The sequence below is a fragment of the Pseudomonas sp. MM211 genome (assembly GCF_020386635.1).
GTDB lineage: Bacteria > Pseudomonadota > Gammaproteobacteria > Pseudomonadales > Pseudomonadaceae > Aquipseudomonas.
Genome location: NZ_CP081942.1, coordinates 66,524 through 87,942, shown reverse-complemented (window position 1 = coordinate 87,942; position 21,419 = coordinate 66,524). Strand labels below are relative to the sequence as shown.

The window sequence follows — 21,419 nt, the reverse complement described above, 5'->3', positions numbered from 1 at the left end:
CGCTACTTTCCTGCTTCCGGGGCTCCCATGCTCGCCGTGCTTCAGCAAACCCTCGGCATTACCGCCCCGGTCTTTTCCATGCTGTTTCTCGGCGTGCTGCTCAAGCGGCTGCGCTGGATCGACGATGCCTTCATCAATACCGCATCTTCTCTGGTGTTTCGCGGCACCATGCCGACCCTGCTGTTTCTCAGCATCATCAGCGCGGATCTCAACGCGGCGCTGCAGCCTGCGCTGATTGGCTACTTCGTGTTCGCCACCCTGGTGGCTTTCGTCATCGCCTGGGGCTGGGCGATCTGGCGTTGCCCGATGGCCGATCGCGGTATCTATACTCAGGGCGCCTTTCGCGGTAACAACGGCATCGTCGGCCTGGCCCTGGCCACCAGCATGTACGGCGACTACGGGCTGTCGGTGGGAGCGGTGCTCGGTGGTGTGGTGATCCTCTGCTACAACGTGCTGTCGGCCATCGTCCTGGCGATCTACAGCCCGAACATGAAGTCCGACCCCTGGGCACTGTGCAAGAGCATCTTCACCAACCCCCTGATCATCGGCGTACTCGCGGCCATCCCGTTCGCCTATTGGCAGATCCCGCTGCCGCACTGGATGATGGTGTCCGGTGAATACTTCGCGCAGATGACCCTGCCGCTGGCGCTGATCTGTATCGGCGGCACCCTGTCGCTGACCTCGCTGCGTGAAAGCAGTGGCGTGGCGATCGGTTCGAGCATGATGAAGATGGTCTGGCTGCCGCTGTTCTCGACGTTGGGAGCCTGGGCGTTCGGCTTCCGCGGCGCCGACCTGGCGATCCTCTTCCTGTACTTCGCCAGCCCCACGGCAGCTGCCAGCTTCGTCATGGCACGGGCGGTCAACGGCAACTACCAACTGGCGGCCGCGATCATCGTCATCACCACCCTGGCGGCGGTGATCACCACTAACGTCGGGTTGCTGCTGTTGCAGTGGGCGGGGTGGATCTAGCCCATCAATGCGGGCGCAGATAGCCGAAGAGGGCAGTTTTAAGGCGGAAGCGGACGGTGGATGCAGAGCTTTCTTTTTGTAGGAGTGGCTTTAGCCGCGAGCTCTATTGAAGAGCAAAGAGCTCGCGGCTAAAGCGGATCGCCGCCCGGCCCCTCCCACGAGATTGATGATGGCTCCCACGCTCCAGCGTGGGAGCCCAATCCAGGGCGCTCTGCGCCCGCCAGGCCTCGACATCGGACGCAGAGCGTCCCTGCAGGCATTCCCACGCGGAGCGTGAGGAACGATCAGATCGAACCCCGCAGCAGATGACCGCTTCCGCCACTCATTGGTCGCTCACCACTGTGATCCAGTACCGATTCGCACGTGCCACGATTGTTAGTTGCGGGGTAACTGGTTAGCATCCTCGGCTGGCATGTAACCTCATGTGACGGCGCCTCGGCGGCAGCTGATCACTCATGAAGTCACGGTGTCGCCTACTATGAGCCCAGGATGTGAAGTGCGGATGCCAGGCTGTTAAGCCTGAGCCAGCACAAGGAGTGCAGTGCAGTGGTTCGTCCATTTTCGCGACGAGGGTCGTTTCGGCTTGCTCGGGCCCATGCCTGGTTGGTGCGTCGCGTGGTGCTCCTGTGCGTTGTCCTGACGCCTCCCCTGACCCTGGCCGACCCCTCCGTATCCCTGCAAGGCCCCAGCGGCGGCTGGCGTTATCACGGCCTAAATGAGGGCGATGGTGAAGCACGCGTCGCTTACCCGACGCCGCCCATCGACCGTGGCGCCCAGCGTGGCCGCAGCATGATCGAGGGCACTCTGCAGAACATCGGCCAGTTGCGCCCGCCCCATCGGCTGGTGGTCAATGGCAACCCACTGCCGCTGTACACCGACGAGCAGGGCCGTTTCGCCCGGCCTTATGCCTTCGGCGCCGGCTCCAACAGCGTCGAGCTGGTGGCAGGCGAGGGGCAGTCGCTCAAGCGCATTCAATTCTATGAAGCCAACAACCTGCGCACGCCAGCGCGCATGCGCATCGTGCTGGGTTGGGACGATCCCAAGGCCGAACTCGACCTGCACGTGGTCACCCCGGATGGTCAGCACGCCTTCTGGAGTCGGCCGGTGCTGACCAATGGCGGCGGCCTGGATGTCGACAGCGTCGATGGCCCCGGCCCGGAAATGTTCACCATGACCGCGCCGCTGCAGGGCACCTATCTGATCTACGTGAATTATTGGGGCAACCTGGGCAGCGGTGGTTACAACTTCGAGGCTGGCAGCAACCAGAACGAGATCATCACCGCGCAGATCAACCTGATCTTCAACGAGAACACCGTCAACGAAAAGCGCGAGACCTTTCTGGTGCCGCTACGCGCCATTGGCGAGCTGCTTTTCGTCAAATCTTTCAATTATTGAACCCGATGCTCGGATGAACTGGGACTTTTTATGAACCGGATGATCACCGCCCACTTGCAGCGCGTCTCTACACTGGCGCTGGCTGTGCTGCTTGCCGCCTGCGGCCAGGATTCCCGCGAGCTGGGTGAACGCAGTGCCCTAGGCCTGAATCTGCAGCACCCCGATGCGCTGATCGAGAGTGCCTCGCTCAGCCGTCTGCCCAAGGATCTGCTGGCGGTGCCGCTGCTGCGCGACACCCTTACCGAAGACTTCGTCTTCTACTACGAGCACAACGCTGACCGCCTCGGGCTGGTCGGCAGCCTGCGGCGGATCATCTACGAGCGCGACCTGAAGCTGCGTGACAACCTGCTCGACGAACTGCTCGACCAGCCCGCCGACGTCGCTCTGTGGAAAGGCGCCGATGGCAAGCTCAAGCATTTCCTGATGGTCATGCAGCGCGGCGGTCTGGCCAAGGTGCTGGAGCCGTTGGCCCATATCGCGCTGGACGATAGCCAGCTGAAGCAGGCTGGCGAGCTGCGCGTCGATGGCAGCAGCGTGCCCCTGTATCGTCTCAACTATCTGGGCGACCGTGCGCTGCTGCTGGCCAGCCATGGCGACAAACTGTTGGTGCTGTCTTCTCCTGGCATGCTGTTCGGCGAGGACGACAAGCTCGGCCGCGAAGCCGTGGAGTCGGTGGAGTCGTTGCTCGACGGCGACAATCCTTTTCCCAAGCGCTTCGGCCTCAAGGCCCGTGAGCAGGAGCAGCAGCGCATTTCCCTCAGCGGCGAGTATGTCGCCCTCGGCTACCAGCGCTTCTTCCCGGCCTTCGCCGGTCTGCGTTTCGAAAAAGGCGAGAGCGGCTGGAGCAGCTTCCTGGCCCTGAACGAAGTCGATGACCAGCCGCGCCTGGATTTCACGCCGATCTGGAAAGCCATGCCGATGGGCGCCAGCGCCTGTGTGGCGGTTCCCGTGGCGCCGGGCAGTGCCGAGAAGCTGTTGACCCGTGTCGGTGCCAGCAAGGAGGTCAGCGACGATCTCGAAAAGCGCCTGGGCAGCACCGCCGGTCTGTGCTGGTACGCCGACTCGCGACTGCATTCGCCGCTGCTGGTCACCCACCTCGACGAAGCCGTCACGCCCGAGCTCGATCAGGCCATCGGCGGGCTGTTCGACGGCATGATTGGCGCGTTCGAACCAAATGCCGAGAACGGCCGCTTCCCGGTGGAAAGCCAGAGCATCGCCGACGGCCATATCTGGCACCGCCAGGTGGGCTCCAACTTCGGTCAGTACCCGGCCGAAGACAGCAACACCCCCGATGCCCTGGCGTCCCGCGCATTCTTCAACGTCAGCCTGGCGCGCCAGGGCCAGACGCTGCTGTTCTCCCTGGATGACACACTGGTGATCAAGGCCCTCGACACCCTGAACAAGCGCTTCCCCCCACTTGCCGAAGTGCTGCCTGCTGACGGTCTGGTGCCGGGTTATCTGGCACCCGAAGGCCTGGCGCGCCTGCTCGAACAAGAAACCCTGGACAGCCTGCCGGCCAACTACGAGCCGGTATTCCGTAACGCCGCCGACACCCATCTGCTGCCCAAGCTGCGTGCGCTGGGCGGTTACGGCCAATTCGCGCTGACGCTGCCGAAAGACACCGAAGCCGATGACGATTGGAAATGGGTGCCCCTGGAATGGCGCTCCCTTTGAAACCCATTCTTGTCGGCCTCTTCGCCATGTTCATGGCGTTGAGCCTCTGCGCCCGCGCCGAGCCAACGCCCGACTCGGCGCCCGGCCTGAACCCCGAACAGTCGCAGATCTTCCGCGCCTGGTTCGTACGTATCGCCCAGGAACAGCTGCGCCAGGGGCCAAGCCCGCGCTGGCACCAGCAGGACTGCGTTGGCCTGGTGCGTTTCGCTGCCAACGAAGCGCTCAAGGTGCATGACGCCAAGTGGCTGCACGCCAATGGCCTGTCCAATCGCTACCTGCCGCCAGAGCTGGAACTGGACGACGCCCAGCGGCGTCTGGCGCAGAACTGGCAGCAGGGCGGCGGCAAGCAAGGGCCGTACGTTAATGCGATCAAGATGATCCAGTTCAACAGCCAGTTGGTCGGCCGCGATCTGAACCAGGCACGCCCCGGCGACCTGATGTTCTTCGATCAGGGCGATGATCAGCACCTGATGATCTGGATGGGCCGCGACATCGTTTACCACACCGGCACCACCACTCCCACGGATAACGGCATGCGTGCCGTCAGCCTGCAACAACTCATGACATGGAAGGACACCCGATGGATACCCGACGACGCCAACCCCAACTTTATCGGCATCTATCGGCTGAATTTCCTCGCACGATGAACCGCCTGCTGGCTGTCGCGCTGCTGGCCCTGTTGCCCCTGGCCGCTCAGGCGGAAGACGAGGTGCCGGCGAGCAACTACACGCCGCTCTCCGGCGAATCGTTCTTCCTGCTCGCCGACTCGAGCTTCGCTGCCGACGAAGTGGCCACCGTGCGCCTCGAGGCGCCAGGTCGCGACTACCGCCGCTATCGCATGGAAGGCTACGGCGGCGTGGACATGCGCCTGTACCGCATCGAGCAGCCGCTGGAGTTCCTCAAGCGCCAGAAGAACCTGCACCGCGTGGTCGCCGAGGGCCAGTTCAAGGGCGAGGGGCTGTCCAATACCCTGTCGTACCTGTGGGACAACTGGTACCGCAAGTCACGCCGGGTGATGCAGCGTGCCTTCTCCTACGAGTCGCGCAAGCAGGTCACCGAGGAAGCGCCCGAACTGAAGATGGGCAGCGCCATCGCCGCGCCCACCGAGTTCACCCCGCAGGTGCAGTTTGCGCCGATGAAGGGGCTGCCGCTGGTGGCCGAGTTCCGCTATCCGCTGTGGGAAGCCAAACCGATCGAGCCGCCTGCAGGCGTCGACCTGTCCGGCTCGTCGAGCAACTTCGTCAGTGTCGCGCCGGGTAACGTCTACGTGCCGCTGGGCAAGCTGGAGCCGGGCCTGTACCTGGCCGAGGCGATCATCGGCAAGTACCGCGCCACTACCGTGGTGTTCGTTTCCAACACCGTGGCGGTCAGCAAGATCGCCGGTGGTGAGCTGCTGGTGTGGACGGCTGACAAGCACCAGGGCACGCCAGTGGCTGATGCCAAGCTGCTGTGGAGTGATGGCCTGGGCGTGATGACCAGTGGCAAGACCGACGCACAAGGCCTGCTGCGCCTCGGCCACGCCAGCCCGGAGCGCTCCTACGTGATCGGCGAGGACGCCCAGGGCGGTGTGTTCGTCTCCGAAAACTTCTACTACGACAGCGAAATCTACGACACCAAGCTGTACGCCTTCACCGACCGCCCCCTGTATCGCCCTGGCGACTGGGTCGAGGTGAAGATCGTTGGTCGTGAGTTCAAGAACGCCCGCGAGTCGGTGGCCGCCAACACTGCGCCGATCAGTCTCAGCGTGCTGGATGCCAACGGCACCGTGCTGCAGACCCAGAAGGTCGACTTCGACGGTGCCAGTGGTGGTCAGGGGCGCTTCCAGCTGCCGGACAACGCCGTCGCTGGCGGCTACGAGCTGCGCTTCGCCTATCGCGCCCAGCTTTACAGCAGCGCCTTCCGGGTTGCCGAGTACATCAAGCCGCACTTCGAAGTGTCGCTGAATCTGGACAAGCAGGACTTGCGCACCGGCGAGCCGGTCAAGGGTGCCCTGGTGCTTCTCTACCCGGATGGCAAACCGGTGGTGGATGCCAAGGTGCAGTTGAGCCTGCGCGCCCAGCAACTGTCGATGGTCGACAACGAACTGCAGTACCTCGGTCAGTTCCCGGTCGAGCTAGCCAGCAGCGAAGTGAGCACCGATAGCCAGGGCCGCGCCGTGCTCGACCTGCCGGCCGCCGACAAACCCAGCCGCTACCTGCTCAGCGTGTTCGCCAGCGACGGCGCCGCCTACCGGGTCAAGACCAGCAAGGAAATCCTCATCGAGCGCGGCGCCGCCCGCTATCGCCTGAGCGCGCCGCAGCGCTTCAGCGCCGCCGGTCAGGCGGTGAACTTCGCGTATCAGAGCGAAGGCGCCAGTGAACGCAAACCGGCCCGTTACGAGTGGGTGCGCCTGGAAGACCAGAGCACCGGCAACGGCGAGCTGGCGGCGGATGCCAAGGGCTTTGAGCTGAGCTTCGAACGCCCTGGCACCTACAGCATCACCCTCAAGGACAGCAGCGGGCTGATCCTCGGCGCCACTGGCCATTCGGTGAGCGGCGAAGGCGTCAAATCGGTCGCCGGCACTATCGAGATCGTGCTCGATAAGGCCGAGTACCAGGCCGGTGACGAAGCCCTGGCCCTGATCACCTTTCCAGAACCGGTCAGCGACGCGCTGCTGACCCTGGAACGTGACAAGGTCGAAGCCACCGCACTGCTCTCCAAGGGCGGCGACTGGCTCAAACTCGAGCGCCTGTCCGATACCCAGTACCGTGCGCGAATTCCTGTCGGCAATGATTTCTCGCCGAATATCACCTTCTCCGCGCTGTACACCCGCGGTGGTGACTACAGCTTCCAGAACGCCGGCATCAAGGTCGCCACGCCGCAGATCGACATCGCCATCAAGACCGACAAGGAAGTGGTACAGCCAGGTGAACTGGTCACCGTCGAGCTGAGCACTCTGTTCGAAGGCAAGCCGGTGCCGACGCGTCTGACGGTCAGCGTTGTGGACGAGATGATCTACGCCCTGCAGCCGGAAATCGCCCCGGGCATCGATCAGTTCTTCTATCACCCACGGCGCAACAACGTGCGCACCAGTGCCAGCTTGTCGTTCATCAGCTATGACCTGGCCCTGCCGGGTACGCCAAGTGCACCGGGCCGCGCCAACCGCAGCGAGCGGGGCGTCAAGGTACTGGAGCGGCCGCGCCGCGAAGAGGTCGACACCGCTTCCTGGCAGCCGGATCTGGTTACCGATGCAGACGGCAAGGCACGCTTCAGCTTCCGCATGCCCGACTCGCTGACCCGCTGGCGCATCACCGCCCGGGCGGTGAGCGCGGACGGGCAGGTCGGCCAGAAGCGTCAGTTCGTGCGCTCGGAGAAGCCGCTGTACCTGAAGTGGAGCGGGCCGAGTCGCTTCCGTGTCGGCGACAAACCGGCACTGGGTCTGTTCGCCTTCAACCAGGGCGAGAGCGCCAAGGCCGAACTGCTGATTCGTCACGGCGAGCAAGAGCAGCGCCGTGAAGTAGTTCTGGCCAAGGGCATCAACTACCTGCCGGTCGAAGAAGCGGTGATCGCTACTGGCGATTTCAGCGCCGAGTTGCGCCAGGACGACAAATTGGCCGATGCGCTGTCAGTGAATCTGCGCACGGTCGCAGCGGGCTGGCAGCAGGTGCGCAGCACGCGCCTTTCGGCTTTCCCAGGCAGCACGGCGCTGCAATTGCCTGCCGATGCCAGCCAGGTGCAGGTACGCCTGGACGACAGCGGCGCCGGCCTGTTCGGTGCGGCGCTGGATGACCTGCTCGCCTATCCCTATGGCGGTGTCGAGCAGACCGCCAGCCGTCTGCTGCCGCTGAGCCTGGCTTACCCGACCCTGGCGGCGGGCGAGCCGCGGATCAAGGATCGCCTGCGTCTGGTCATGCAGAACAGCCGCCTGCGCCTGGTGCAGATGGCAGGGCCCGAAGCGACCTTCACCTGGTGGGGCGGCGATGCCGATGGCGACGCCTTCCTGACCGCCTACGCTTATTTCGCCGACTGGCACGCCAGCCGTGCGTTGGCGATCCCGTTGCCGCCCGAGCACTGGCAGCGTCTGCTGGAACTGTATGCCAAACGCGCTCAGGACACGCCGTTGCTGCAACGCGCGCTGATCATCGCGTTCTCCCGTGATATGGGCTTGCCGGTGAAAACCCTGCTTGAGGGGCTGGTGTATGACCTGGCTGCGGCAGGCGAGGGCGAGGAAGTGGTGCTCGGCGAGGGTGACAGCCTGGTGATGGCTGCACCGGATTCCGCCCTCGGTCTGGCGATTGCCCGTGAGCTGGGCGTCAAGCTGGCGCAGCGCGCTGGCGTGCCGGTAGCGGATGAGCTGCTCGCGCAGATGGATGCTGTTCGTGGGCGTCTCGCTGAGAGCCAGTCACCCTTCGTCGACGCCGTCGGTCTGTATCTGGATGGCCCGGATCGCCAGCGGGCTCAGCGTCTGCTCGGTGAGCTGGCGCCTGCCCAGGCTAGCCTGGAGCGCGCTTTGGCGCTGACCTGGCTGCAGCCGTCGCTGGATCTGCGTAGCACGCAACCCGCGTTGGTGCTGGAAGGCGACTGGCGGGCCGTGGAAGGCACGACTGGCGAAACCTACTGGCAGTGGAACGGCGCTCAGCCGCCCCAGGCGTTGGTGCTGGCCGGTGATCTGGATCAGCCGAGCGAGGTGCGCATCGATTACCAGAGCGCACAGGCAGTGCCGAGTGCTGTGCCAGTGACCATCAAACGCCGCCTGCTGGAGTTGGTCGAGAGCGATGAAGCCTTCGTGTTCAGCGCCCATGAAGTAGACAAGGACGATATCTCCAGCTCCAGTCTGTATCTTGACGAGATCACCCTGAGCAGCGAATCGGAACAGACCCTGCGCTACGGCATGCTGGAGGTGCCGCTGCCACCGGGCGCCGATGTCGAACGCACCACCTGGGGCATCCAGGTAAGCGGCCTGGGCGGCGATGAAGCCTCGGCGCTGGAGAAGGCGCGCAACGAGCCGGGCGAGCTGAGCTATGCCGTACCGGTGGACAGCCTGCAGGGCGAGCTGGTGTTGCGCCATCTGGTGCGCTTCTCGCAGAAGGGCGAGTTCGTGCTGCCGCCAGCCCGGTATGTGCGCTTGTACGCGCCGGGCCAGCAGGCGCTGGAAGCCGAGCCAACCCTGCAGAAGGTCACCGTTGAGTAAGCGTTCTATCCTCGCTTCGCTGGCATTGCTGGCCGCCGTTGGTGGTGCGGCAATGGCCAGTGAGGCGCCGCTGTCGCTGGCCTGGCAAACGGCCGATGGCAGCGAACTGCTGCGCCTCGACGGGCAACGGTTGATCAGTCGAGAGCCGCTGCCCGCTACGCTGCAGGCGCCGCTGGGCAGTCTGTGGAAACTGTTCGTGTATGCCTATCTGGTGGACACCAAGCAAACTGACAACGGCTATCAGTGCCGCGGTCAGAGCAAGGAAGAGGTCTACTGCTGCAACCCGGGCGAGAGCATCGACCGCGATCAGGCACTGGTGAAATCCTGTGGCCTGTACTTCGAACAGGACAATCTGCAACTGGCCGAGGGCGACTGGTCGCGTTACTGGCAGGCCCGCCAGGCTCCGGCCTGGATCGCCGAACGCCAGCGACTGGCTCCCGAAACCCGCGTGCCGGTTCAGCAACTGCTCGCTCAACTCGCGCAACTGCCGGCTCAGGCGGATGCGCGCAAGGTCTTGCTGGACGTGATCCTCAGCAGCGCTGACGGTGCTGCCATCAGCGCCCTGGGCAGCCGGCTGCGGGTAAAAACCTGGAGCTGGCTGGCCGATGGTGATCCCCTCGCGCGCCAGGGTGGTTTCGCCGGCTGGCTGACCGATGGTACACCGGTCTGGGCGGGTGGCTCGGGCACCAGCATGATGGTACTCAAGCGCTACGCCGAGCCGCTCGGCCAGGTGCTGCCCACGCCCTGGCCGAGCGAAGCCGGAAGTTGTGTCGAGGTGCGTCTGTTCGCCCGCTATCCGCTGCGCCAGCTCAGGCGCGAGGGCGGTGACGCGGTGGTAGAGCCGGGTGCGCTCAATGGTCGCTACGAGGTGGAATTCGCCAACGGCAATCGCCTGCCCATCGAAAGCCATGGCGAGCTGTTTCTCGAACGCACGGGCGAGGGACTGCAGCTGACCGCTCACCTGGATCGCGAAGACTATGTCGCCCGCGTGCTGGATCGCGAGGCCTCGGCGCAGCCCGCCGAAGCCGCCAAGGCATTGGCCATCGCTGCCCGTACTTACCTGCTGCAGAGCGCCGGGCGGCGCGGCGAGTGTCTGCGTATCGATGACAGCAGCGCCAGTCAGCGGGTGGCGCCGCGCCCGGCCAGTCAGGGCGCACGGGATATCGCGGCGTGGACGGCCGATCTGGTGCTGGCCGGCGCGCCGGTGACCTATCACACTTCTCAGCCCGGCCCTGATCGCCTGGCCTGGACGCAGGCCGTCGAGCAGGCTGGTAGCGGCCTGGGTTATGACGCCATCCTGGCTCGCGCCTTCCCGCGTGCCACTCTGAGCCGCTGGGACAAGCCGGTAGCCGCTTGCCAACCGCTTGCCGCCGCCGAGCAGTGGCTGCGCAAGCAGCGCCGCGACTGGCGCCCGCGTCTGGATCGCGAGCCCGGTTACGAGGAAATCCAGCAGTTCACCGTATGCCAGCTGGCGTCCGGTCGGCCCTATGTGGATCGCGAGCGGCAACGCATCTTCGTGCGCGGCTTTTTCTCGCTGCAAGACCGCCTCGACCTGACCCACGAATACTTGCACCTGGCGTTCGTCGCTCACCCCAATGGACAGGACGAGGCCTATGTCGAAGGCCTCGCCCGCACCCTGTTACTGGAATGACACCATGGCCCTGATCAATCCCCGTTTCGCTCTCTGCCTGACCCTGCTGCCGCTGTGCGCGCTGGCCGAGGTGCAGCTCGATACTCCACGCAGCGGCTGGCGCGTCGGCGGTGGCGACGGCGCGCAGTTCATGCAGCAGGTCAACTACCCGGCATCAAGCGTCAACAGCGCCGCCAATCAGGCCGACACCGCCCGCATCAAAGGCGCGATCAGCGCGCTGGAGAAGGACGGCAAGGCCCCCGGCCGGCTGGTGGTCAATGGTGTCAGCATGCCGCTGAAGATCGCCGAAGATGGCAGCTTCGATCGGCCCTTCGTGTTCTCCGAGGGCAGCAACAACGTCGAGGTGCGCAGCCCGGATGGCGGGCAGCGTCGCCGCGTACAGTTCTACAACAACGGCAGCGGCGAAACCCCGGCGCGCTTGCGCGTGGTGCTGTCATGGGACAGCGACAACACCGACCTCGACCTGCATCTGGTGACCCCCGACGGCGGCCACGTCTGGTACGGCGAGCGCTCCCTGGCCAACGGTGCTGCCCTGGATGTCGACGTGACCACCGGCTACGGCCCGGAAATGATCGCCACGCCAACACCGCTCAAGGGCCAGTACCTGGTCTACGTGAACTACTACGGCGGCGGTTACAGCTACGACGAAAATGGCGAGAGCAGCGCCCAGCAGATTCTCACCACCGGGCAGATCACCGTGATCAGCGAAGAAGGCACGGTCAACGAAAAACAGCAGAGCTTCCTCGTACCGATGCGTACGCCGGGTGAGCTGACCCTGGTGAAAAGCTTCAGCTATCCGTAAGCGGCTGCTATCCAAACGTAGCCTGGGTTGAGCATAGCGATACCCAGGGCACCCTCTCCCGGGTATCGCTGCGCTCAACCCAGGCTACAAGGCATCGCTTCGTCCTCTCCATGGTTTGATATCAAAAAAACCTTATCCATACTTCATTATTATTCGTTTGATGAAGCTTTCCTTGGCCGTCACACTCCGTTGCGTCGCCTGCATCAGTTTCTCTGCTGAAGCAGGCAAGGTTGCAAACAGACGATTACATCATCCAGGGATGGATACTCCTGCTAACCGCCAGTAGCGGTTCTCGGCGAGCCTTTCGTATGAAAGGCTCGATCTTTTCGACGATACCCGATGAAATCCTCAGCGCATTTCCCCCAGTGGCTGTCTGCCTTACTGCCTGATTCCCTGCATACCCGACCTGGTGAATGGAGCCGTGCCGCATTCGGTGCTGCGGCGGGTTTTCTGTTCAGTACCTGGGTGTGCAGCCATCTGTTCGGTCTGCACATGACCGTGCATTTTTCCGGCCCGCTGGCGGCTTCGGCCGTGCTGTTGTTCGCTGTCTCTTCCGGTGCGCTGGCGCAGCCCTGGTCGATCCTCGGCAGCTATCTGTGCGCCTCGGTGGTTGCTCTGACGGTCACCCACTTCATCGATCACAGCCTGGCTGGCGCCGCGCTGGCGTTGGGCCTGAGCCTGTTGCTGATGTGCCCGTTGCGTTGCCTGCATCCGCCAGCCGGTGCCATCGCCTTCTGCATGGTGTTCGCCACGCCAGCGCCCGGAGAGCCATTCTGGCAGCCGGCGCTGGTGGCGATGACCGCCGGCCTCGGCCTGCTGGCCTGCGCGCTGCTCTACAACAACCTGACGCGTGTGCCTTATCCTCGCCCGCATCCGGGAGCGGCGGCGCATCACACCCGCGATCCACTGCCCAGTGAGCGCGCAGGCTTCAATGCTGATGACCTGGATCACGCGCTGGACGAGTTGGGCTCGTTCGTCGATATCACCCGCGAAGACCTCGAGCTGATCGTACGCAGCACCGAGAAACACGCGCTGCGCCGCAGCATGGGCGATATTCGTGCCGGGCAGATGATGTCCCGCGATCTGGTCTACGCCACGCCGGAAACGGCCATCGCCAAAGGCCTGTACCTGCTCACTCATCACGGCCTCAAAGCCTTGCCGATTCTCGACAAGAACAAGCAGCTGGTCGGTATCGTCAGCCTGGTGGATCTGGTCGGCGCCATACGTGCCAACAGCTTCAATGTGCGCGCAATGCTCGGCCTGCAGAAGAAGCAAGTGCTCGGCGAGCTGATGACCTCGCCCGTGCAGTCGGTCGATGTCGATGCCCACGTTGTCGACCTGATCGCATTGCTCTCAGACGATGGCCTGCATTGCCTGCCTGTACTGGATGACGGGTCTTTGGTGGGGATGATCACCCAGACCGACCTGGTGGCGGCGCTGCATCGCGATCTGCTCAGACACCTAGACTAGGGCCTGTTAACACTACCGCACGACCGCGCCGGAGCCCGTATTGCCGCGAGGCAAGGCACGAGCCGCGAAGTTTAGCGGGCTAAATGAGTCGGCGAGAAACGCTGTATCGCGGCAATACGGGCCCGGCCCTGTGGGTTGCGCGAAAAATTTCGCCATGCGTCGTTGGAGGACTTGGTAAGGGAGCAACCATTCCCTGCGTCCTCCGCCTAGCTTGGCGAGATTTTGCGCAGCAACGCGGCTTGCGCGGTAGCGTTAACAGGCCCTAAGACATCGAATGATTCGCCTTGCCCCCTTACACTGCATGCCGAATCAGGCTTGAGGAGTCGTCAGCGCCAACCGCGCTGGCTCAGCGAAGATGGATATCGACCTTACCCGCACCTTTCTGGAAATCGTCCGCAGCGGCAGCTTCATTGCCGCTGCCGAACGCTTGCATGTCACCCAGACAGCAATCACCGCGCGCATCCAGAAGCTCGAAAGTCACCTCGGCAGCACGCTGTTCGTGCGTAACCGCGCGGGCGCGCGACTGACGGCCGACGGTGAGGCATTCGTCACCTATGCCAACCAGATCCAGCAGACCTGGGAGGCCGCGCAGCGTGATCTACCGTTGCCGGATGGTTATCACAACGTCATCCATATCGGCGGCGAGGTCAGCCTGTGCAACCCGCTGATGCTGCGCTGGGTGAGCGCGATTCGCGAGAATATCGACGGTTACGCGGTGCGCGCGCAGATTGCCGAAGGTGCGAGTCTGTTGCGGCAGGTAGAGTTGGGCGTGTTGGATGCGGCATTGGTCTATCAGCCCACGTACTGGGCGGGTATGCAGGTCGAGCAGGTGCTCGAAGAGAAGCTGATTCTGGTGAAGGCGTCGAACCCGGAGCCCTACGTCTACATCGACTGGGGTGACAGCTTCCGCGCGCAACACGACCGTGCCTTGCCGGACAAGGCACGTGCGCCGGTAACGTTCAATCTCGGCCCGCTGGCGTTGCAGTACATTTTGGAACACGGTGGATCCGGCTACTTCCGTACCCGGGTGGTGCAAAGCTATCTGGATAGGAAGGTGCTCGAGCGGGTGAGTAAAGCGCCAGAGTTCAGTTATCCGACTTACCTGGTCTACTCCCGGGAGCGCGATTCGGCTGCTCTGCAGCAGAGCTTCGCCCTGCTGCGCGAGATCGTCGCCCAGGATACCGACTGGTCGCAGCGCTGGGATCCGGCGCTCTAGGGTCTGTTCACGATCTTTCGGTTCGAATTCAGCGCTTTGCCTGCAAAAAGGCGATAGCGGCCAGCCGCGTAACTCGTAGGAGGGGCTTTAGCCGCGAGCTCTTTGCACCCCCAAAAAGCTCGGGGCTAAAGCCCCTCCTACAAAATATACTCTGCTCACCGCCCGCTTCTGCCTTGTGGCAGTCTCTTTATGCCACCTAAAAGATCGTGAACCTACCCTTCGTCTTACTTCAGGCTTTCCACCCGCACCGGCACCACGCCGGAACGAATCATGTCCAGTGACTCTGCCGCCTTGCGCGACACATCGATGATGCGCCCGCGAGCGAAGGGGCCGCGGTCGTTGATGCGCAGCACGACGCTGCGGTTGTTGTTGAGGTTGGTGACCTTCACCCGGGTGCCAAAGGGCAGGGTGCGATGGGCGGCGGTGAGGTCGTTCTGGTCGAAGCGCTCGCCACTGGCAGTCTTGTTGCCGTGGTGCGCCTTGCCGTAATACGAGGCCTTGCCGTCAGCGCGGTAGTCACCGGGTGCGCCACCTCCAAAGCTGCTGCAGCCGGCGAGCAGGCTGAACAGCACCAGCAGAACCGATAATCGACGCATTACTTCTCTCTCTTCGAACCTGTTCATGATCAGTTGCGAGCCGGTTGTAGATGTTTTGATGGCGCCCTGCTTTGTAGGATGGCGTTGAGCGAAGCGATACCCATCAATGCGCCGGTAAAAAGCCTGATGGGTCTCGCCATCTCGTTCCTCGCCCCTACACGCGGCGACTTCTCCTGCAGGTGCCCGGCCTCGGCGAGCGCTTCCTGGCAGTGGCTCGTGAGTGGCCTTCTGCCGGACACAAAAACGCCGGGAAACCCCGGCGTTTTCAAATCGCTCAGCCTTCGAGCTTTTTCTTCAGCAGTTCGTTCACTTGCCCTGGGTTGGCCTTGCCCTTGGAGGCTTTCATGGCCTGGCCGACGAAGAAACCGAACATCTTGCCGCGTTTGGCTTCGTCGCTGGCGCGGTACTGTTCGACCTGCTCGGCGTTGGCGGCCAGCATGTCGTCGAGTATCGATTCGATGGCGCCGGAGTCGGTGACCTGCTTGAGGCCCTTCTTCTCGATCACCTCATCAGCCGTTGCGCCTTCACCGGCAGCCAGGGCTTCGAAGACCATCTTGGCGATCTTGCCGCTGATGGTGTTGTCCTTGATGCGCAGGATCATGCCGCCCAGTTGCTCGGCGGAAACCGGCGACTGATCGATCTCCAGGTTGTCCTTGTTGAGCAGGCTGGACAGCTCGCCCATCACCCAGTTGGCTGCCAGCTTGGCATCGCCACAGGTTTTCTCGACCACTTCGAAGTAGTCGGCCAGCTCACGGCTCGCGCTCAATACGCTGGCGTCGTAAGTGGACAGCGCGTACTGGCTTTCGAAGCGCTCGCGCTTCTGCGGCGGCAGCTCGGGCAGCTTGCTGCGCAGGTCATCGAGGAAGCTCTGCTCAATCACCACCGGCAGCAGGTCAGGGCAGGGGAAGTAACGGTAGTCGTTGGCTTCTTCCTTGCTGCGCATGGAGCGCGTCTGATCCTTGTTCGGGTCGTACAGGCGGGTTTCCTGCACCACCTTGCCGCCGTCTTCGATGAGCTCGATCTGGCGCTGCACTTCATGGTTGATGGCTTTTTCGATGAAGCGGAACGAGTTGACGTTCTTGATCTCGGCGCGGGTGCCGAACTCGGCCTGGCCTTTCGGGCGTACCGACACGTTGCAGTCGCAACGCAGCGAACCTTCGGCCATGTTGCCGTCGCAGATGCCGAGGTAGCGCACCAGGGCGTGGATCGCCTTGACGTAGGCCACTGCTTCTTTGGCGGAACGGATGTCCGGCTCGGAAACGATCTCCAGCAGCGGCGTGCCAGCGCGGTTCAGGTCGATGCCGCTCATGCCCTGGAAGTCTTCGTGCAGGCTCTTGCCGGCATCTTCTTCCAGGTGTGCACGGGTGATGCCGATGCGCCTGACGGTGCCGTCTTCCAGGGTGATGTCGAGGAAGCCCTTGCCGACGATGGGGTGATCCATCTGGCTGGTCTGGTAGCCCTTCGGCAGATCCGGGTAGAAGTAGTTCTTGCGCGCGAAGACGTTGCGCTCGGCGATCTCGGCGTCGATGGCCAGGCCGAACTGGCAGGCCATGCGCACCGCCTCAGCGTTCAGCACCGGCAAGGTGCCCGGCATACCGAGGTCGACCAGGCTGGCCTGGGTGTTGGGCTCGGCGCCGAAGGTGGTGGCACTGGCCGAGAAAATCTTCGATTGAGTGCTGAGCTGAGCGTGAATCTCGAGCCCGATGACGGTTTCCCATTGCATGCTATTGGTTCCTCAGAATCCGCTCGGTGCTTGTTTGTGCCAGTCGCTAACCTGCTGGTACTGATGTGCGACGTTCAGCAGGCGGCCTTCCTGGAAGTAGTTGCCAAGCAACTGCACGCCGACCGGCAGGCCGTCGACGAAGCCTGCTGGCATCGACAGACCCGGGATGCCGGCGAGGTTGGCGGTGATGGTGTAGATGTCTTCGAGATAGGCCGACACCGGATCCGCGTTCTTCTCGCCCAGCTTCCAGGCCAGGTTCGGTGTGGTTGGGCCTAGGATCACGTCGACTTCCTTGAAGGCGGCGACGAAGTCGTTCTTGATCAGGCGGCGGATCTTCTGCGCCTTGAGGTAGTAGGCATCGTAGTAGCCTGCGGACAGCGCATAGGCGCCGACCATGATGCGGCGTTTGACCTCGGCGCCGAAGCCTTCTTCACGAGAGCGCTTGTACAGATCCTGGAGATCCTTGGGGTTCTCGCAGCGATAGCCGAAACGCACGCCGTCGAAACGCGACAGGTTGGAGCTGGCTTCAGCCGGGGCGATCACGTAGTAGGCCGGGATCGCGTGTTGCAGGTTCGGCAGGCTGATGTCCTTGACGCTGGCGCCAAGCTTTTTCAGCTCCTCGACCACAGCCAGGATCTTCTCGCCGATGCGCGCGTCGAGGCCAGCGCCGAAGTATTCCTTCGGCAAGCCGATGCGCAGGCCGCTCAGGGGCTGGGCCAGGGCAGCCAGGTAGTCATCCACCGGCTGATCGACGCTGGTCGAATCTTTTGGGTCGAAACCGGCGATGGCACCCAGTAACAGGGCGCAGTCTTCGGCATTGCGGGCCAGTGGGCCGCCCTGGTCGAGGCTGGAGGCGTAGGCGATCATGCCCCAGCGCGACACGCGACCGTAGGTCGGCTTGATACCGGTGAGGTTGGTCAGCGCGGCCGGCTGGCGGATCGAGCCGCCGGTGTCGGTGCCAGTGGCTGCCGGCAGCAGGCGGGCAGCGACTGCAGCGGCCGAACCGCCCGAGGAGCCGCCAGGCACGCGGGTCAGATCCCAGGGGTTCTTGACCGGGCCGTAGTGGCTGGATTCGTTGGCCGAGCCCATGGCGAATTCGTCCATGTTCAGCTTGCCCAGGGTCACGGTGCCGGCCGTGGCGAGCTTCTCGACCACGGTGGCGTCATAAGGGGCCTTGAAGCCGGTGAGAATCTTCGAGCCGCAGCTGGTCAGCACGCCCTTGGTGCAGAACAGATCTTTGTGGGCGATCGGCGCGCCGAGCAATGCACTGTTCTCGCCTGCTGCGCGGCGGGCATCGGCGGCCTTGGCCTGTTCCAGTGCAAGGTCTGTGGTGACGGTGATGAAGCTGTTGAGCTGCGGGTCGAGCTGCTCGATGCGAGTCAGCAGGTTCTGCGTGAGCTCGGTGGATGAGAATTGCTTGTCGGCGAGGGCGCGGGCGATCTCGGCCAGGGTCAACTGATGCATGGCGGGGCGCCTTCCTTACTCGATGACTTTGGGAACCAGATACAGGCCGCTTTCCACGGCTGGGGCGATGGCTTGATAAGCTTCGCGGTGGTTCACTTCGGTAACTGCGTCGGCGCGTAGGCGCTGAGTGGTCTCCAACGGGTGCGCCAACGGCTCGATGCCGTCGGTGTCGACCGCCTGCATGCTGTCGATCAGGCCAAGGATGCTGTTGAGCGTTGCAGTGGTATGTGGCAGTTCGCCTTCACTCAAGCCCAGTCGGGCCAAGTGTGCGATCTTTTCCACTTCGGAGCGTTCAAGCGCCATCGGGTTCTCCCTATAAAGGCAGCCGCTACAGGGCTACCAGTGAAAATATGAGCGGTTGCCATGCACGGGGGGCAGGGAACGGATGCGTCTGGCCGGCGGTCAAAGGCGGCGATGTGCGGCTTGAGCAGGTGCTGCTAGTGCGTGACAGCTTTTCACTACTGCCATCGCAACTGGCGAAGATGTCGCAAAGCCGCGGAAAACAGGCAATCTAACATATTGGTGCCTTGCTCAAAATCCCTGCCGTTGTTAGAGTTTGCCGCACTTTTTACCTGCGTGTTTTCACGCGCGAGCTTTTTGCCTGCGTGTTTTCTTGCGCTGTATCTTTACCCACGCGTTGCCTAGGGCCCTTATCCCATGTTCAAAAAACTGCGTGGCATGTTTTCCAGCGATCTCTCGATTGACCTGGGCACTGCCAATACCCTTATTTATGTTCGCGAGCGCGGCATCGTCCTGAACGAGCCGTCGGTCGTCGCCATCCGTACCCATGGCAATCAGAAAAGTGTTGTAGCCGTTGGCACCGACGCCAAGCGCATGCTCGGTCGTACGCCGGGCAATATCGCCGCCATCCGCCCGATGAAAGACGGCGTGATCGCCGACTTCAGCGTCTGCGAGAAGATGCTGCAGTACTTCATCAACAAGGTTCACGAAAACAGCTTCCTGCAGCCTTCGCCGCGTGTGCTGATCTGCGTGCCGTGCAAGTCGACCCAGGTCGAGCGCCGTGCTATCCGTGAATCCGCGCTGGGCGCTGGTGCTCGCGAAGTGTTCCTGATCGAAGAGCCGATGGCGGCTGCCATCGGTGCCGGCCTGCCGGTCGAAGAAGCTCGTGGTTCGATGGTCGTCGATATCGGCGGTGGTACCACTGAAATCGCGCTTATCTCCCTGAATGGTGTGGTTTACGCCGAATCCGTTCGGGTGGGTGGCGACCGTTTCGACGAAGCCATCATCACTTACGTGCGTCGTAACTACGGCAGCCTGATCGGTGAGTCCACCGCCGAGCGCATCAAGCAGGAAATCGGTACCGCCTACCCAGGTGGCGAGCTGCGCGAAGTCGATGTACGTGGCCGCAATCTGGCTGAAGGCGTTCCACGCGCTTTCACCCTGAACTCCAATGAAGTGCTGGAAGCGCTGCAAGAGTCGCTGGCTACCATCGTGCAAGCGGTCAAAAGTGCGTTGGAGCAATCGCCTCCAGAGCTGGCCTCGGATATCGCCGAGCGTGGTCTGGTGCTGACCGGTGGTGGCGCTCTGCTACGCGACCTGGACAAGCTGCTGTCCCAGGAAACCGGCCTGCCGGTAATCGTCGCCGAAGACCCGCTGACTTGCGTTGCCCGTGGTGGCGGCAAGGCGCTGGAAATGATGGATCGCCACACCATGGATCTGTTGTCCACCGAATAAGCCGCCCGCCATACGCTGCAGCAGCCTCGAAGCCGCCTGCAGCTTCGAGGTAAGGGTCATTGACGCAGCAACGCGGCTTACGCTGAAGCGTCAATGATCCTAGCTGCGAGGTAATCCCTATAAAGCCGCTATTCGCCAAAGGTCCTTTCGCTCGGTATACGCCTGCTGGTGTTCGCCGTGCTGTCGGCTGCGCTGATGGTCGTCGATGCTCGCTTGACTGTGCTGCAATCGGTACGCAGCCAGCTCGGCCTGATCGTCGAACCGGTATACTGGCTGGGCCGTTTCCCCGTCACCTTGTGGGAAAGCGCGACTCAGGAGCTCAGCTCGCGCAATGAGCTGACGGCCGAGAACGAGAAACTCAAGGCCGAGCAACTGATGATGCAGCGTCGCCTGCAGAAGTTGGCGGCGCTGACCGAACAGAACGTGCGCCTGCGTGAGCTGCTCAACTCGTCTGCCTTGGTCGATGACGAAGTGCTGGCCACCGAACTGATCGGCATCGACCCCAATCCCTTTACTCACCGTATTCTCATCGACAAGGGCGAGAAGGACGGTGTGGTGCTTGGTCAACCGGTGCTCGACGCCCGCGGCCTGATGGGCCAGGTAGTCGAAGTCATGCCTTACACTTCGCGTGTGCTGTTGCTCACCGATACCACCCACAGCATTCCGGTACAGGTCAATCGCAACGGCTTGCGGGCTATTGCCACGGGTACCGGTAATCCGGAGCGTCTGGAGCTGCGTCACGTGGCTGACACCGCGGATATCAAGGAAGGCGATCTATTGGTCAGCTCCGGCCTGGGTCAGCGCTTCCCGGCTGGCTATCCAGTGGCTACGGTGACCGAAGTGGTGCACGACTCCGGTCAGCCCTTTGCCATCGTGCGCGCCGTACCGACCGCCAACCTCAATCGCACCCGTTACATGCTGCTGGTGTTCACCGACCCGCGGACGCCGGAACAGCGCGCGGCCGAGTCAGCCGAAGCCCAGGAAGAGGTCGACCGCAAGACGCTCGATGGCGAGATGCCGTCCGAGGCCATCACGCCGCCTGCCGATGAGCCAGGCCCGGCACCAGCCAATGGTGAGGAGGCCAGTCAATGATTGCCGCTCGTTCGAACAATCTCTGGGTGATCTGGGCCAGCATGGGCCTGGCGCTGCTGCTCAGCGTTTCCACGCTGCCACGCTTCATGGAAATCGGCCGTCCGCTGTGGCTGGCACTGTTTCTCACCTATTGGGTATTGGCAGTGCCTCATCGCGTGGGAATGACCAGCGCCTGGTGCGTCGGTCTCTTGGCTGATGTGCTCAATGGCACCTTGTTGGGACAGAACGCGCTGATTCTCACCCTGATCACTTTTCTGGTGCTGAGCCTCCATCAGCGTTTACGCATGTTTCCCATGTGGCAGCAGAGCATGGTGCTGCTGGTGGTGTTCGGCGTGGCGCAACTGGTGCAGTTATGGCTCAACGCGCTGACTGGTAGCCGCCCACCGACGCTGACGTTCGTACTGCCAGCACTTGTCAGTGCCTTGCTCTGGCCGTGGGTTTGTACGCTGTTACGTGCCGTGCACCGGCGTCTGGGTGTCAACTGAAACGCGCTGCGGCGCCT

16 protein-coding genes are annotated in these 21,419 nt (G+C 63.0%); 12 read left to right on the top strand and 4 right to left on the bottom strand.

The window, feature by feature from the left end:
- Positions 1 to 27 precede the first annotated feature (27 nt).
- The 9 genes from K5Q02_RS00400 (at position 28) to K5Q02_RS00360 (ending at position 14,347) form a co-directional block, all read left to right on the top strand.
- Positions 28 to 969, top strand: a complete 942-nt coding sequence (locus K5Q02_RS00400) for an AEC family transporter (RefSeq protein WP_225835289.1) — start codon at positions 28 to 30, stop codon at positions 967 to 969.
- 606 nt (positions 970 to 1,575) lie between these two features.
- Positions 1,576 to 2,364 carry a YfaP family protein gene (locus tag K5Q02_RS00395; RefSeq protein ID WP_442964029.1) on the top strand — a complete coding sequence of 263 codons (789 nt, stop codon included), beginning with the start codon at positions 1,576 to 1,578 and terminating at the stop codon, positions 2,362 to 2,364.
- A gap of 30 nt (positions 2,365 to 2,394) precedes the next feature.
- On the top strand, positions 2,395 to 4,038 hold the full coding sequence (locus K5Q02_RS00390; RefSeq protein ID WP_225835287.1) for a DUF2138 domain-containing protein: 1,644 nt from the start codon (positions 2,395 to 2,397) through the stop codon (positions 4,036 to 4,038).
- 26 nt (positions 4,039 to 4,064) lie between these two features.
- Positions 4,065 to 4,685, top strand: a complete 621-nt coding sequence (locus K5Q02_RS00385) for a DUF1175 domain-containing protein (RefSeq protein ID WP_225839898.1) — start codon at positions 4,065 to 4,067, stop codon at positions 4,683 to 4,685.
- Positions 4,682 to 9,208: an alpha-2-macroglobulin family protein gene (locus tag K5Q02_RS00380; RefSeq protein ID WP_225835285.1), complete on the top strand. Its 4,527-nt coding sequence runs from the start codon at positions 4,682 to 4,684 to the stop codon at positions 9,206 to 9,208. Before K5Q02_RS00385 ends, K5Q02_RS00380 begins: the two co-directional genes overlap by 4 nt.
- Positions 9,209 to 9,260: 52 nt before the next feature.
- The gene (locus tag K5Q02_RS00375; RefSeq protein ID WP_225839888.1) at positions 9,261 to 10,859 is read left to right on the top strand and encodes a DUF2300 domain-containing protein; all 1,599 of its coding nucleotides are present in this window, start codon (positions 9,261 to 9,263) and stop codon (positions 10,857 to 10,859) included.
- Positions 10,860 to 10,863: 4 nt separating this feature from the next.
- Positions 10,864 to 11,661: a YfaP family protein gene (locus tag K5Q02_RS00370; RefSeq protein WP_225835283.1), complete on the top strand. Its 798-nt coding sequence runs from the start codon at positions 10,864 to 10,866 to the stop codon at positions 11,659 to 11,661.
- Between the two features lie 339 nt (positions 11,662 to 12,000).
- Positions 12,001 to 13,131 carry an HPP family protein gene (locus tag K5Q02_RS00365; RefSeq protein ID WP_225835280.1) on the top strand — a complete coding sequence of 377 codons (1,131 nt, stop codon included), beginning with the start codon at positions 12,001 to 12,003 and terminating at the stop codon, positions 13,129 to 13,131.
- A 355-nt stretch (positions 13,132 to 13,486) separates the two neighbouring features.
- A complete protein-coding gene (locus K5Q02_RS00360; protein ID WP_225835278.1) occupies positions 13,487 to 14,347 on the top strand; it encodes a LysR family transcriptional regulator in 861 nt (286 codons plus the stop codon).
- Between the two features lie 224 nt (positions 14,348 to 14,571).
- Here K5Q02_RS00360 and K5Q02_RS00355 read toward each other — a convergent pair whose 3' ends face one another.
- From K5Q02_RS00355 to gatC, 4 genes are all read right to left on the bottom strand, one after another.
- The gene (locus tag K5Q02_RS00355; protein ID WP_225835276.1) at positions 14,572 to 14,943 is read right to left on the bottom strand and encodes a septal ring lytic transglycosylase RlpA family protein; all 372 of its coding nucleotides are present in this window, start codon (positions 14,941 to 14,943) and stop codon (positions 14,572 to 14,574) included.
- A 274-nt stretch (positions 14,944 to 15,217) separates the two neighbouring features.
- Positions 15,218 to 16,666, bottom strand: coding sequence for an Asp-tRNA(Asn)/Glu-tRNA(Gln) amidotransferase subunit GatB (gene gatB / locus K5Q02_RS00350; RefSeq protein ID WP_225835274.1), 1,449 nt, complete (start codon positions 16,664 to 16,666; stop codon positions 15,218 to 15,220).
- Between the two features lie 12 nt (positions 16,667 to 16,678).
- Positions 16,679 to 18,130, bottom strand: coding sequence for an Asp-tRNA(Asn)/Glu-tRNA(Gln) amidotransferase subunit GatA (gatA, locus tag K5Q02_RS00345; protein WP_225835272.1), 1,452 nt, complete (start codon positions 18,128 to 18,130; stop codon positions 16,679 to 16,681).
- Between the two features lie 15 nt (positions 18,131 to 18,145).
- The gene (gene gatC, locus K5Q02_RS00340; RefSeq protein ID WP_225835271.1) at positions 18,146 to 18,433 is read right to left on the bottom strand and encodes an Asp-tRNA(Asn)/Glu-tRNA(Gln) amidotransferase subunit GatC; all 288 of its coding nucleotides are present in this window, start codon (positions 18,431 to 18,433) and stop codon (positions 18,146 to 18,148) included.
- A 354-nt stretch (positions 18,434 to 18,787) separates the two neighbouring features.
- Here gatC and mreB point away from each other — a divergent pair, with 354 nt between their 5' ends.
- The 3 genes from mreB to mreD all read left to right on the top strand — a co-directional run bounded on the left by mreB (position 18,788) and on the right by mreD (position 21,402).
- Complete coding sequence (mreB, locus tag K5Q02_RS00335; protein ID WP_225835269.1) at positions 18,788 to 19,825, top strand: rod shape-determining protein MreB; 1,038 nt, start codon at positions 18,788 to 18,790, stop codon at positions 19,823 to 19,825.
- 195 nt (positions 19,826 to 20,020) lie between these two features.
- Positions 20,021 to 20,917: a rod shape-determining protein MreC gene (gene mreC, locus K5Q02_RS00330; RefSeq protein WP_442964028.1), complete on the top strand. Its 897-nt coding sequence runs from the start codon at positions 20,021 to 20,023 to the stop codon at positions 20,915 to 20,917.
- On the top strand, positions 20,914 to 21,402 hold the full coding sequence (gene mreD, locus K5Q02_RS00325) for a rod shape-determining protein MreD (protein ID WP_225835267.1): 489 nt from the start codon (positions 20,914 to 20,916) through the stop codon (positions 21,400 to 21,402). Before mreC ends, mreD begins: the two co-directional genes overlap by 4 nt.
- Positions 21,403 to 21,419 lie beyond the last annotated feature (17 nt).